9 protein-coding genes are annotated in these 13,604 nt (G+C 38.5%); 2 read left to right on the top strand and 7 right to left on the bottom strand.

The genetic code is table 11. The annotated features are described in order from the left end of the window. Positions 1-23: 23 nt before the first annotated feature. The 4 genes from FEDK69T_RS01370 to FEDK69T_RS01355 all read right to left on the bottom strand — a co-directional run bounded on the left by FEDK69T_RS01370 (position 24) and on the right by FEDK69T_RS01355 (position 6,309). Positions 24-1,460: a TolC family protein gene (locus tag FEDK69T_RS01370; RefSeq protein ID WP_035629864.1), complete on the bottom strand. Its 1,437-nt coding sequence runs from the start codon at positions 1,458-1,460 to the stop codon at positions 24-26. After that, complete coding sequence (locus FEDK69T_RS01365; RefSeq protein WP_035629865.1) at positions 1,447-4,662, bottom strand: efflux RND transporter permease subunit; 3,216 nt, start codon at positions 4,660-4,662, stop codon at positions 1,447-1,449. The genes FEDK69T_RS01370 and FEDK69T_RS01365 overlap by 14 nt, the downstream gene beginning before the upstream one ends. Before the next feature lie 23 nt (positions 4,663-4,685). Then, entirely contained in the window at positions 4,686-5,771 is a 1,086-nt protein-coding gene (locus FEDK69T_RS01360; RefSeq protein ID WP_035629866.1) for an efflux RND transporter periplasmic adaptor subunit, read from the bottom strand. A 121-nt stretch (positions 5,772-5,892) separates the two neighbouring features. Beyond that, a complete protein-coding gene (locus FEDK69T_RS01355; protein ID WP_035629867.1) occupies positions 5,893-6,309 on the bottom strand; it encodes a hypothetical protein in 417 nt (138 codons plus the stop codon). 153 nt (positions 6,310-6,462) lie between these two features. Between FEDK69T_RS01355 and FEDK69T_RS01350 the strand changes: the two genes are divergently transcribed. After that, positions 6,463-6,840, top strand: coding sequence for a PH domain-containing protein (locus tag FEDK69T_RS01350; protein WP_023572339.1), 378 nt, complete (start codon positions 6,463-6,465; stop codon positions 6,838-6,840). Positions 6,841-6,870: 30 nt separating this feature from the next. Here the strand turns inward: FEDK69T_RS01350 and FEDK69T_RS01345 are convergent, their stop codons facing one another. The 3 genes from FEDK69T_RS01345 to FEDK69T_RS01335 are packed head-to-tail and all read right to left on the bottom strand — an operon-like array spanning position 6,871 to position 11,515. Then, entirely contained in the window at positions 6,871-8,907 is a 2,037-nt protein-coding gene (locus FEDK69T_RS01345; RefSeq protein WP_035629868.1) for a protein-disulfide reductase DsbD family protein, read from the bottom strand. Beyond that, entirely contained in the window at positions 8,907-10,271 is a 1,365-nt protein-coding gene (gene tilS, locus FEDK69T_RS01340) for a tRNA lysidine(34) synthetase TilS (protein WP_316949000.1), read from the bottom strand. The genes FEDK69T_RS01345 and tilS overlap by 1 nt, the downstream gene beginning before the upstream one ends. Next, on the bottom strand, positions 10,229-11,515 hold the full coding sequence (locus FEDK69T_RS01335; RefSeq protein WP_023572336.1) for an anthranilate synthase component I family protein: 1,287 nt from the start codon (positions 11,513-11,515) through the stop codon (positions 10,229-10,231). The genes tilS and FEDK69T_RS01335 overlap by 43 nt, the downstream gene beginning before the upstream one ends. A 268-nt stretch (positions 11,516-11,783) precedes the next feature. On the opposite strand from FEDK69T_RS01335, the gene FEDK69T_RS01330 reads away from it, so the two are divergent. Further along, entirely contained in the window at positions 11,784-13,508 is a 1,725-nt protein-coding gene (locus FEDK69T_RS01330) for a tetratricopeptide repeat protein (RefSeq protein WP_023572334.1), read from the top strand. The last annotated feature ends 96 nt before the right edge of the window (positions 13,509-13,604 follow it).

Genomic DNA, 13,604 nt, shown 5'->3' with positions numbered 1-13,604 from the left:
CCAACTATTAGTAACTAACTAATTTATTCCCATCCGCCACCTAAAGCTCTATAAATGTTAACCATCGCATTTAGTTGCTGCATTTTGGTTTCCACTAAATCAAATTTAGATTCTAAAGCATCACGTTGCGTAAGTAATACTTCCATATAGTCAGCACGGGCAGAACGGAACAATTCGTTCGAGATTGAAACGGAAGTTGTAAGCGCTTCCACTTGCTTTGATCTTAAGTTGTAGCTTTTTTCAAGGTTACTGATTTTTGAAACCTGATTAGCCACTTCGATATAACCCTTCAAAATGGTTTCTTCATAGTTAATAACTGCCTGAACCTGTTTTGCATTGGCAGTATTGTAACTCGCTTTAATTGCATTTCGATTGATTAGCGGTGCCATTAAATCACCAGCCAAGGAATACAATAACGATTCCGGATTAAAAAGATAACCAGGATTAAATGCCTGATAGCCAATTCCGGCAGTAATTCCTATTGTTGGATAGAAACGTGCTCTGGCCGATTTCACATCCAGTTTTGAAGCTGCCAATTCAAATTCCGCCTGACGGATATCCGGTCTGTTTTTTAAAAGCTGAGATGGAATACCGGCATGAACCACATTTGGCAACAAATCGTTAAACGCGGTGGTATTTCTTTCAATATGCTGTGGAAAGCGGCCAACTAAGAAGTTGATTTTGTTTTCGGTCTCCACGATTTTTTGCTCAATTTCAAACTGAAGGCTTTTGGTTTTTAAAACTTCGGCTTCAAATTTTTTCACCGCCAATTCAGTAACCCTAGCCGCCTCTTTCTGCAATTTTACGACTTCTAAAGCGTTGCTTTGAATTTCAATGTTCTGATTTACGATTTGCAACTGACTGTCTAATGCCAATAACTCGTAGTAAGAATTTGAAATCTCGGAAATTAAATTGGTAACCATGAAGTTTTTACCCTCTACAGATGAAAGGTAACGGTTTACCGCCGCTTTTTTAGCATTACGGAGTTTCTTCCAGATATCAATTTCCCAATTGGCATAAAGGCCTATACCATAATCCTGAAGCGGTTCGGGCATTTCCTTGCCGGGTTTGATTTCGGTAGTGGCTTCCATAGCACCTATGTTGGTGTAACGGGCAACTTTATCAACAGCCGCACCTGCTTTTACTCCAACAAACGGAAGGTATTCTCCTTTACGGGCTTTGATTTCGTTTTTAGAAATCTCTATTTCCTGCATTGTGATATTCAACTCCTGGTTGTTTTTCAGCGCAGTTTCAATTAACGATTGCAAATGGCTGTCCTTGAAATAGTCTTTCCAGGAAATTTTTCCGGAGTTAACAGTGTCCTGAGCAGTGGTATACTGTTCAGGCACATTAGTGTTAGCTGTTTTTTCCGCCACCTTGGACGTTTTACAACTTGCAACGCTCAACAAAATGGCAGCAATTGCAATGTATTGGAATTTATATTTCTTATTTATTCTCATCGTGCTCTTCTTCTGTATGATTACCTAATTTAAAATCATCTACCTGATGTACAAAGCTCTCTGTTAATGAACTTTCCTCTTCGTCTCTGATTAATTTTTTACCGTCAGCCAAACTTCCGAAAATGAAATATAATCCAGGAACAATAAGTACCCCGAAAATGGTTCCGAAAAGCATTCCACCCAGAGCAGCAGCACCAATGGTACGGTTACCGATAGCTCCCGCTCCTGAAGCAATAATCAATGGAATCAATCCGGCGATGAACGCAAATGAAGTCATCAAAATTGGTCTGAAACGTACTTTCGCACCTTCAATCGCAGCATCGAGTATCGTAAAGCCTTCGCTTCGCTTCTGGAGGGCAAATTCCACAATAAGTACGGCATTCTTACCGAGCAATCCGACGAGCATGATGAGTCCGATTTGTGCATAAATATTGTTCTCAAGTCCCATCAACTGAAGAAGCATGAACGAACCGAAAATACCCACAGGTAGCGACAAGATAACCGATAACGGAATGATAAAACTCTCATATTGTGCCGCTAACACGAAGTAAACGAACAACAATACAATAGCGAAAATGTAAATCGATTCATTTCCTTTGCTTGCTTCGTCAAACGATAATCCTTCCCAGGCAATATCATAACCTTTCGGTAATGACACTTCGGCTACTTCTTTAATAGCTTTAATGGCATCGGCAGTAGTATATCCTTTTGCCGGAAGTCCTTGAATTGCGGCCGAATTGTACATGTTATAACGGGTAATCTCGTTAGGCCCCTGACCTTTTTTAAGTGTCATAAATGCTGAATACGGAACCATCTCGCCTCTGTCATTTCTAACAAAAAGGTTAAGGATGTCTGATGGAAGCCTTCTGAATTTCGGATCGGACTGAACGTAAACTTTGAAGAAACGCCCGTACTTGATGAAACCTTGTTCGTATGTACTACCAATCAAAATGTTCAGGTTTTCCATTGCTTTTCCAATGGAAACTCCTTTCTGCATTGCCAGCTCGTTATTGATTTCCAATTCATATTGCGGGTAATTGGCAGCAAAGAAGGTGAACAATCCGGTTAACTCTTTGCGTTTGCCAAGGTCTTCCATGAATTTTTTGTTGATTTTATCGAAGTCCTGGTAATCGGTTGTGGTATTTTTATCCAACAAACGCATTGAGAAACCTCCCGAAGATCCAAATCCCGGAATGGCCGGCGGTTCGAAGTATTCCACTATTGCCCCTAGACCTTTAGATTTTTCCTCCAGTTCTTCCATGATTTCTTTTACCGAATGCTTACGATCTGACCATTTTTTAAGGTTGATCAAACAAGTACCGGCATTAGAACCACGACCTTCGGTCATAATCTCATAACCCGCCAACGATGAAACCGATTCTACTCCATCTACCGTTTTACAAATCTTTTGAAGTTTTTGTGAAACCTGATTGGTAGTTTCTAATGTTGAACCCGGCGGCGTTTGAATAATGGCATAAATTGTACCCTGGTCTTCAATAGGGATGAAACCTGAAGGCAGGATTTGATTTTCAAAGAAAATACCGGCACAGAATGCAAGTAATATTCCGAATGTCAACCATCTTCTGTTTACGATAGATTTCAAAATAGCTACATATCTTCCGGTAAGTTTGTCAAAACCGGCATTGAAACGGTCTAAAGCTTTGGTAAACAAATTACCTTTCTTTTCATGTCCGTGATGGTTTTTCAGCATCATAGCGCATAAAACCGGCGTAAGGGTAAGTGCGATAAGTGCCGAAATAACGATGGAACTCGCCATGGTAATAGAGAACTGACGGTAGAATGTACCAACAGGTCCGGACATAAAGGAAATCGGTAAGAAAACGGAAACCATTACCGCTGTAATAGCGATTACCGCACCAGTGATCTCACTCAATACTTTTTTAACCGCTTGGTATGGTGTAATATCGGGAAATTCTTCAAACTTCGCATGGACGGCCTCTACGACGACTATGGCGTCATCTACCACAATACCGATAGCAAGTACAAGGGCAAAAAGGGTTACCAGGTTAATGGAAAGTCCAAAAAACTGAATCACAAAGAAAGCACCGATTAATGATACCGGAACCGCTAAAATTGGGATTAAGGTTGAGCGCCAGTCGCCTAAGAAGACAAATACCACAAAAGCAACAAGGATGAAAGCATCTCGCAGCGTATCGATTACCTGTTCGATGGAAGCATCAAGGAACTGAGAAACGTCATAACTGATTTTATAATCCATTCCGGGAGGGAATGATTCTTTCATTTCTTCCAGTTTTCCTTTGATTTCTTCAATTACCTCACTTGCATTACTTCCGTAATTTTGTTTTAATACGATAGCCGCTGAAGGATGACCGTCTAAATTAGAGTAGATGTCGAAGAATTCACTTCCTAATTCTACTTTACCAATATCTTTTAAGTGTATGCTCTCACCTTCTGAATTAGCGCGAATGATTATGTTTTCGTACTCTTTAGGTTCGCTGAATCTTCCTTTATAGGTTAAAACGTATTCCAACGACTGGGCTGCGATACCCGAACTTTGCCCGATTCGCCCCGGACGTCCGATGATACTCTGCTCACCCATCGCTTCCATAACTTCTTCAACGGAAATGTTATAAGCTCTCATACGCTCTGGATTTAACCAAACACGCATCGCATACGTTCTACTTCCTAATATTTGGGAACGGGCAACACCTTTAAGTCGGTTGATTTCCGGAATCATTTTTACGCTGGCATAATTGTACAGGAATTTCTCATCCATGTTTTTATCCTTCGAATAAAGATTCACGTACATCAACATACTTGGTTGGATAGGCGTAATTACAACACCTTCACGCTGCACCAGCTCGGGTAAGAGTGGCATGACCTGGTCGACCCTGGTCTTCACCCTAACAACTGCTTCGTTGGGATCTGTTCCGGGTTCGAAAATAATTCTCAAAGTAGCTTCTCCGGCACTGGTAGCATCAGTTGCAATATAACGCATGCCCTCAACACCATTTATGGAGTTTTCCAGGGTAATCAGGGTAGATTTTACCAATACGTCGGCACTGGCGCCGGGATATGCAATAAAAATATTTACTGTTGTAGGGGCAATTTGCGGGAACTGAGATATAGGCATCTGTTTGATGGCCAACGATCCCACAAAAAGTATCATGATTGAAATGACAATCGCGAATACAGGTCTGTGTATGAATTTGCTAAACATTTTTCTTTCTTTTCGATTTTAAATTATTCAGCATATAGTTCCAAATGAGACAACACATACTCGGGATCCTCAACTTTGCATTCAATTTTTTCGTTTTCTTTAACCATACGTAATCCTTCAAGAAGAATTCTGTCTCCTTGGGATAAACCGCTGTTTACAGCATAGATATGTGGTAATTCAGCAGCAATAGTAATAGCTCTTGATCTTACCTTATTTTCTTTATCAATCACATATACGTATTTTTTCTCAAGCACTTCGAAAGTGGCTTTTTGCGGAATCAATAAGGCGTTTTTCAAAGGAAGGATAGTTTGGATACTTCCGGTTTCTCCGTGTCGCAATAATCCTTGAGGATTTGGGAACGTGGCTCTGAATGAAATGTTTCCGGTTTCGTTGTTGAAATCGGCCTCAATGGTTTCCACCACACCAATATGATTGAAGTACTCATTATTGGCCATTAACAAGTTAACTCTCGTTTTACCATTGTTTTTCTCTCGTATTTTATAGTCCAAATATTCAGCTTCAGGAACATTGTAGTAAACCCACATTTTGCTGTTATCGGATATATTGGTCAGCAAATCGCCTTCCTCCAATAAACTTCCTAAACGTACATGGAATCTATCGATAATACCATCAAATGGTGCTCTGATTTCTGTAAACTGAAGGTGTACTTTGGTTAACGCTAATTCCGCTTTGGCCTTGTCTAATTTTGCTTTAGCCATTGCTAATTCGTTAGGAGAAACTACATTTTTCTCTGCTAATTTTTTGGTGTTCTGGTATTCGATCTGAACGAAATTAGCTTCTGATTGTGCCTTTTGCACTTCTGCCTGATACAGATTAGGCATAATCTGAAATAACAATTGCCCTTTTCTAACGGACTGTCCTTCGTCTACAAAAATCTTTTGAAGGTAACCTCTTTCCTGGGCTCTTAATTCGATATGGTTTATTGCATGTATCTGACACACGTAGTTTTTAGTGGTAATAGTATCTTTTTGAATTGGGGTAGTAACTAAAAATTTTGTTTTTTCTTCTTTTTCTTCTTTTTTAGACTCACAACTTGTATTGAACCAAAGGGCACACAAGCTAACAAGCATTAAAATTCTTTTAGCCATAATAAATAACGATAAATGATTAAATTGATTTTTGAGAATAATAAACAGGCTCTTGTGGTACTGTCAGATGCTGATAATACTACAAGGTGTTGATTATTTTAAAGCTGTTTGTGGGTAAAAATCAAATTCTGAACACGCAGAAAATCACGTGAAAAGATTCGATTGTAGATAAGTAAGATGTGTACTTACAAGAGTCTAAGCCTTTTTCTTTAAAGGTAATATAACTTCCGGAAAGAATACCGGAGAAGAAATTGGAGTAGTCGTTGAAATTGTGAAAAGGTAGAGAAGTATTGGAATCTTCTGTATCATTTTCGGTCTCGGGCAACTCGATTCTATCTTGGTTGTCCTCAAGTGCCGAGAAATAATGTTTGAAGTGCGTATTTAAGTCCGAATCTAAACCCGAAAAACTTTCTGTCTCGTTATTTAGCGCTTTGATGTTTCCAAACGGAACATCGTCCTTAAAGGAATTGGCAAAAACAGTGTTGCCAATCAATAAGGTTGTGAAAAGAATAAAGAAGTATTTTATGAATCTTTTCATAATTGCCCGCAAAAGTAATAAACATAATTTTCTATGCAATACAATTTTGTTATAATTTGTTGTCAAGTCTTATGTTTTTGTATTTTTTTTAATGCGGATTTAGCGTATGATTTTTTTTATATATTTAGCAAAACAAAATACATAATAAAAACTATGGGATTATTTAACGCCATCATGGGCAACGCTTCGGAAGTAAGCACTGAAAAAATTTCACAAGAATTTCAACCAATCCTGATTAACGGAGAACACATTGAAAAAGCATTCAAAATTGTTCGCGACATGTTTGTATTTACCAACAAACGCTTGATTTTGGTTGACAAGCAAGGGTTAACAGGTTCAAAAGTGGATTATCAGTCGATCCCATATTCAAGCATCAAGAAATTCTCAAAAGAAAGCGCAGGCTTATTGGATTTGGACGCCGAGCTAAAAATTTGGGTAACCGGGGAAACACTTCCAATCAAAAAACAATTTGGTAAAGACAATAATATCAACGAGGTATATCAGATTTTAAGTCAGCATATCCTTAAATAACAAAAAAGCCACTCAATCGAGTGGCTTTTTTTATTTTTTGAATTTAGCAATCCCGTCTTCTAACCATTTTTTGTACTCAGTCACATCCGGAGTATATCCAACAGGTTCTGATAAACTATTTGCTTCAGTATCTAAAACTATATAATATGGTTGGGCATTCGCCTTATATTTTGTAATCTGAAAATCGCTCCATTTATTACCAACGGTTATGATCTCTTTTCCTGTTTCTTTGGATGTATACTGTTCGTTTTTAGGTAATTCGCGTTTATCATCCACATACAATGAAATCAGGACTACTTTTTCTTTTAATATAGAAAGAACTTCGGGTTTTGACCATACGAAATCTTCCATTTTACGGCAATTCACACAGGCAAATCCGGTAAAGTCCAAAAGAACCGGTTTATTAACCGATTTGGCATAAGCCATACCTTTTTCATAATCTTCAAAAGCCACAATGTCATGAGCCCCTAAATGTGCTCCGTTAGGCAAGATTTGTGCAGTGGCGTTTCCATTTCCTTTTGAACCGCTTAAACCGTACGGGCTTTCACTGTAAGTCATTGGTGGCGGGAATCCTGAGATCAATTTCAATGGAGCGCCCCAAAGTCCTGGAATCAAATAAATCGTGAAGGATAAAACCAATAATCCTAAAAGCAATCTTCCTACTGAAATATGCGAAAGCGGGCTATCATGCGGCAAGGTAATCTTCCCGAACAAATAAAACGCTAAGGTTCCGAAAATAACAATCCATATTGCTAAGAAAATCTCTCTTTCCAATAAATGCATCTGAAGAACCAAATCAGCATTGGAGAGGAATTTGAATGCTAAAGCCAATTCTAAAAACCCTAAAAATACTTTTACCGTATTTAACCAACCTCCGGATTTTGGCAAAGAATTCAACCAACCCGGGAACATAGCAAATAACATGAAAGGTAAAGCTAAAGCCATTGAGAAGCCAAGCATACCAATGATTGGAGCAAATCCTCCTTTAGAAGCAGCTTCAACCAATAATGTTCCGACGATTGGCCCTGTACAAGAGAACGAAACTATTGCCAAGGCTAATGCCATGAACAAGATTCCGATAATCCCTCCCCTGTCCGCCTGACGATCTACTTTGTTAGCCCATGAATTTGGAAGCATGATTTCGAAAGCACCCAAAAATGATGCAGCAAAAATCACCAATAAAACAAAGAATATAAGATTAAACCAAACGTTTGTCGACAAGGCATTCAAGGCATCGGCACCAAAAATCGCTGTAACCAATGAACCTAATAAAACATAGATAAAAATGATTGAAATTCCATAAATAATGGCGTTTTTAACTCCCTGCGCTTTTGTTTTACTCTGCTTGGTAAAGAAACTCACTGTCATTGGAATCATCGGGAAAACGCACGGAGTAAGTAATGCTGCAAATCCAGAGAAGAATGCAAGGATGAAAATCATGAAAACACCTTTCTCTTCTGCTTTTTTCTTAGCAGGGTGCTCATTTTCTGCGACAGGTGTTGTTATTGCAGTTTCTTTACTTTCTGAAGTAGGAACCGAATCTGTTTTTACTTCGGTAACAGCTAAAGCAGTATCAACAACCGCTGTTGCAGCAACGACCTCTGATGGTTTTACTGATAAAGCCGGTAATTTAATGTCGAAAGTTTTATCCTGTTGAATACACGCTTCTTTACAAACCTGATATTCCACAGTAACTGAAACTGATTTCAGATTAGGATTAGTAACTTTTATCGTCTGACGGAATTGCGCCTTGTTTTCGAACATGTATTCGTCTACTTCGAAAATATCGCTGTATACTTTTTTATATGGGCTTTCTTTTGTCTTTCCAACTAGTTCATAGTTTCCTTTCGCATTTTTAAAATTAAAAACAGATGGTGAAGAACCACCTTCTGGTGTAAACTGGGAAAACATGTGCCATTCGTGTTCGATAACGGCATCAAAAATCAAAACCACTTCAGTATCCGATTTCTTTTCCACCGAAGTTTTCCAGGAAACCGGGTTAAGAATTTGTGCCTGAGCACTCAAAAAAACAAAAAATAATACCAGCAGGGCGCTTAACTTCCTCATTATTTTAATTCAATTTTTATAATAGTTTGTGTCTTTTCATTAACTGAAAATCGTCTGTCGGCTCGTTTTCCAACCACCCAAACCACCTGATTTTCAGAACATAAAAGCCATGTGTTTTCTTTTTCAATCAGCGAGAATTTTTCATCTTTAAAATACTTGCTGAGCTTTTTCTTTCCGGTAATTCCGTAGGGGTAAAAGTAATCACCTTCTTCCCATTTTCGAAATTCTAAAGGAAACTTTAACGTATCTTTATCAGCAAATATACAGTCTTTGTTGCCGAAAGTAATATCTCCTTTGTCACAAACCGATATTTTCAATGGAATTTTACTGTTTTCTGCCTCTTCATAAACAGCATAAACTTCCTTATCAATTTCTTTTTTCTCAGTTAAAATAAGCGTGTTACGGTCTTTTAGCAGTCGATAATGTTCCGAAAAAACCTGTTTCCCTGATTGTGCCTCAACCAGATCGTAAATATCGTTCCAGGCAGTAAACCCGAAAGGCTTCAACCATTGATACAAATAGGCCTGATAATTAGGCAAAACCATTAATTCTGAAAGATTAATTTTCTTTTGATTATCAATATCTTCTACTACTTTTCGATAAACAATCCGTGAAGCGTCATCAACCATAGATTCCGATTGCTGAAGATTTTCAAGTGTCTGCAAAAACGAACCTGAAAAACCCGGGTTGAGTTCTTTTAAAACCGGAATGACTTTGTGGCGGAGTTTGTTGCGAAGGTATTTGTCGGATGCATTGCTGCTGTCCTCCCTCCACCCTATTTGATTTTCTTTGGCATAGTTTTCAATTTCTTCTCTGGTAAAAATCAAAAGCGGACGTACAATCTTATCATTTTGCTGTGGAATTCCGGTTAATCCGTCCAGCCCTGTTCCTCTGGTGAAATTGATTAAAAACGTTTCGATGGAATCGTCTAAATGATGTGCTGTCAACAAAAAATCAAAGCCTTCTTTTTCCAGCAACTCATTAAACCAATTGTAACGAAGTTGACGTGCCGATACCTGAATTGACAGTTTATGTAAATCAGCATATTCTTTTGTCTCAAAATTAATTACAAAAAAACCAATACCTGATTTTTTGCAAAATGATTTTACGAAACCTTCATCTCCATTACTCTCATCACCTCTTAAATTAAAATTGCAATGTGCAACCGAAATATCAAATTGTAACTGATGCAAGAGATGAACCAAAACCATACTGTCAACACCTCCGCTAACAGCCAAAAGGAGTTTTTTCCCTTTTAGAAAAGAAAGGTTTTTGCTGATATGATTTTGAAATTTTGAAAGCATGCGCAAATGTATGAAAATTAACTCAACACTTCCCGCATTGCCTTGGCTTTCAGCAGACATTCATCGTATTCATTTTCTGGTTTGGATGCTGCCGTAATGGCACTGCCAACGGAAAAGGAAACATATCTTTCCTTGGAATTATAGAGAATACTGCGGATCACCACATTGAAATCGAAATCGTTGTTTGGGGTGAAATAACCTACTGCCCCACTGTATAAACCGCGTTTGGTTTCCTCGAGTTCTTCAATTATTTTCATGGCCGAAATTTTCGGTGCTCCGGTCATGCTTCCCATCGGAAAAGTGGTTTTTATAATTTCCAAAGGAGAAGTCGATTCTTTAACCTCAGAAACGACTGTTGAAATCATCTGATGAACCTGCTTAAACGTATAAATTCCACATAATTCTTCTACCTGAACAGAGCCTTTTGTGGCAGTATGCGATAAATCATTGCGGACTAAATCGACGATCATGATATTCTCCGAGCGTTCTTTCGGATTTTCAGACAGTTCTTTTTTGGACTGTTCATCCATTTCCGCATCAAAAATTCTTTTAGCCGTACCTTTTATAGGTTGTGAAATAACTTTCAACCCTTCTTTGCGAAGATAACGCTCAGGCGATGCTGATAGTAGATAGTTGATGCTATTCTTAAAAAATACTGCAAACGGAGGTTCCGAAATGGCATTTAGCTTTTCATAAATTTCAAACGGATTTATTTCGGTGTTTTCAGCGAAGAATTCCATGCAGAAATTAGCCTCGTAAATATCACCGCGATGAATATGAGAAAGCATTTCGTTTACTTTTTGAAGATAACTTTCCTTTGAGATACGTTGTTCAATATTTATTGCATGACTACTTTTCCCTTTTTCCTTTTCCTTTTCGACTATTTCTGTAAAATCATCATCCAGTTCATCATCGCACATGTTCAGATAACATATTTCCAGTTCATTCCCTTTCAACAGAAAAAGTTTCTTTGGCTGAAAGAAGAACAGATCCGGAAAATACAGGCCATCAAAATTTTGAGACTTTAAATCTTCTGTATCATTTTTTAAATCATAAGACAAATAGCCGAACAGCCAGTCTTTCGATTGCTGCTGGTACTGTTTCAAATCCTCAAAAGCATTGAGATAATCGGTTTTAATCGACGTAAATGCATCAGCAGCCAGCACAACATCGTAACTTCCATACTGCTGCGGATACTTGTTACTGTCCAGAAAAACGACCTCACGAAATTGTTGCGACCAAGCCAATAATCGCGTTTTAAAAGAATCAGGCTCCGAAATATGTTTAAAAACAGAAGTTCTCAAATAGTGTTATTTAAAAGGTAAATGTACTGCTTAACTCTAAAGTTTGCAAAGATTTTACCAAGTTCATAAGTATGCCGAGGTTTTTCCTTTAGCCCCGGTTGAAGTGGCATCCCGCCTCGTTTTTTCTGACGAGGCGGATAGAGCGGAAAACGGGAACACGGATTACTGATAATTCCCAAACCATTCGCTCCAAATAATCTTTCCTTCAATTTAATAAGTCATTGATTTTAAGTAACTTTAAACGTATTTTCACACTAAATCCGAGATCATGAAAAAAGCAGCCTTCTTCCTTTTGTTAGCCTCAATCATTATCTTTTCATGTAAAAAAAACACTCCGGAGCCTACAGAAAAACCGATTGCCGGAACGAACAGCATGGGTTGTGCTCCTCCGGTTGTTGATTCAAAATGGTATGAATCCGAAAACAAAGCGCCATTATTCAAAGGCATGGATGTTATTGATTATCCGATAACCACCAAGAATCCGGAAGCGCAAAAGTACTTCAATCAGGGATTAGCGCTGGCTTATGGTTTTAATCACGCCGAAGCTGCCCGATCATTTTATTATGCCACAAAACTTGATCCTGAATGTGCCATGGCTTTTTGGGGATTTGCTTATGTGCTCGGCCCTAATTACAACGCAGGAATGGAACCTGACAATTATGAACGAGCCTATAAAGCCATACAGCAGGCTATAAAACTCCTGGATAAAGCTTCTGAAAAGGAAAAAGCACTCATTCAGGCGCTTTCAAAACGTTATGTGGAAAAACCTGTTGAGGACCGACACAGTTTGGACATTGCCTATTCGAATGCAATGAAGGAAGTTAACAGCAAATTTCCTGATGATATCAATATAAATGCGTTGTATGCCGAATCCGTGATGGATTTACACCCTTGGGATTTATACGAAAAAAACGGAACCCCGAAACCCTGGACTCCTGAAATTGTTTCTCTGATGGAGAAAATTTTGAAGAAAGATCCGAAACACATTGGCGCGAACCATTTTTACATTCATGCCGTTGAGGCTTCCAATACACCACAGCAAGGTTATGCCTCCGCCAAATTCTTTGATGACGGAAATGCGGCTGCTTTCGGACATTTGGCACACATGCCTTCTCACATTTATATCCGAACTGGCGATTATCACAAAGGTACCATGGCCAACATTAATGCCTGTAAAGTAGACAGTGCTTATGTGACCATGTGCCATGCGCAAGGCGCTTATCCAATCGGCTACTATCCTCACAATTATCATTTCATGGCGGGAACAGCCACCCTGGAAGGCAACTCGAAATGGGCAATGGTTGGTGCCAATGAAACAGCAAAATTAGTACATCCTAAAAACATGATAATTCCGGGATTGGAAACCTTGCAGCATTATTATATGATTCCGTACTTCGTTTCGGTGAAATTTGGAAAATGGGATGATATCCTGAAGATGAAATTGGTTTCGGACACTTTAAAATACCCAAAAGCTATTTCACACTATGCCAGAGGAATGGCTTATTTAGGAAAAAATGATTTACGCAAAGCCAAATCCGAATTGATACGACTGCAGGTGTTAGCCAACGACAAATCACTTGAAAAAATGTCCATTTGGCAAATAAATTCAATGAGTTCAATCGTAAATATTGCAGCCAAAGTATTGGATGCTGAAATTTTAGCTCACGAAAAAGACTATACCCAAAGCATCCATGCGCTTCAAAAAGCCATCGTTATTGAAGATGGCCTGAATTACAATGAACCACCGGATTGGTTTTTCTCTGTGCGCCATCATTTAGGAACCATTTTTATTGAAGACGGCAAATACAATGAAGCCATTAAAGTTTATGAAGAAGATCTAAAACGATTACCGAAAAATGGCTGGGCTTATCATGGATTGAAATTGGCTTATGAAAAACTCAACAACAAAGAAAAAGTAAAAGAAATGGAACAACTGATTGCAAAAAGCTGGGCAACAGCCGATGTAACCATCACTTCATCAAGAATAAAATAACTTGTAAAAAATAAATTTAATACCTAATCTGGATTACGAAATTTCTGGCACGGTTTTTATTGAAACCAAAACAATAAAATCAACCAAATAAAGCCG

The organism is Flavobacterium enshiense DK69 (genome assembly GCF_000498495.1).
Taxonomy (GTDB): Bacteria; Bacteroidota; Bacteroidia; order Flavobacteriales; family Flavobacteriaceae; genus Flavobacterium; species Flavobacterium enshiense.
The sequence above is the reverse complement of the archived record's forward strand: the minus strand, read 5'-3'. Positions and strand labels throughout refer to the sequence as shown.

What these genes read in the sequence shown, in the direction of transcription:
- FEDK69T_RS01370 (WP_035629864.1), bottom strand. Translation starts at nt 1,460, where the DNA reads ATGAGAATAAATAAGAAATATAAATTCCAATACATTGCAATTGCTGCC.
- FEDK69T_RS01365 (WP_035629865.1), bottom strand. Translation starts at nt 4,662, where the DNA reads ATGTTTAGCAAATTCATACACAGACCTGTATTCGCGATTGTCATTTCA.
- FEDK69T_RS01360 (WP_035629866.1), bottom strand. Translation starts at nt 5,771, where the DNA reads ATGGCTAAAAGAATTTTAATGCTTGTTAGCTTGTGTGCCCTTTGGTTC.
- FEDK69T_RS01355 (WP_035629867.1), bottom strand. Translation starts at nt 6,309, where the DNA reads ATGAAAAGATTCATAAAATACTTCTTTATTCTTTTCACAACCTTATTG.
- FEDK69T_RS01350 (WP_023572339.1), top strand. Translation starts at nt 6,463, where the DNA reads ATGGGATTATTTAACGCCATCATGGGCAACGCTTCGGAAGTAAGCACT.
- FEDK69T_RS01345 (WP_035629868.1), bottom strand. Translation starts at nt 8,907, where the DNA reads ATGAGGAAGTTAAGCGCCCTGCTGGTATTATTTTTTGTTTTTTTGAGT.
- tilS (WP_316949000.1), bottom strand. Translation starts at nt 10,271, where the DNA reads ATGTCTGCTGAAAGCCAAGGCAATGCGGGAAGTGTTGAGTTAATTTTC.
- FEDK69T_RS01330 (WP_023572334.1), top strand. Translation starts at nt 11,784, where the DNA reads ATGAAAAAAGCAGCCTTCTTCCTTTTGTTAGCCTCAATCATTATCTTT.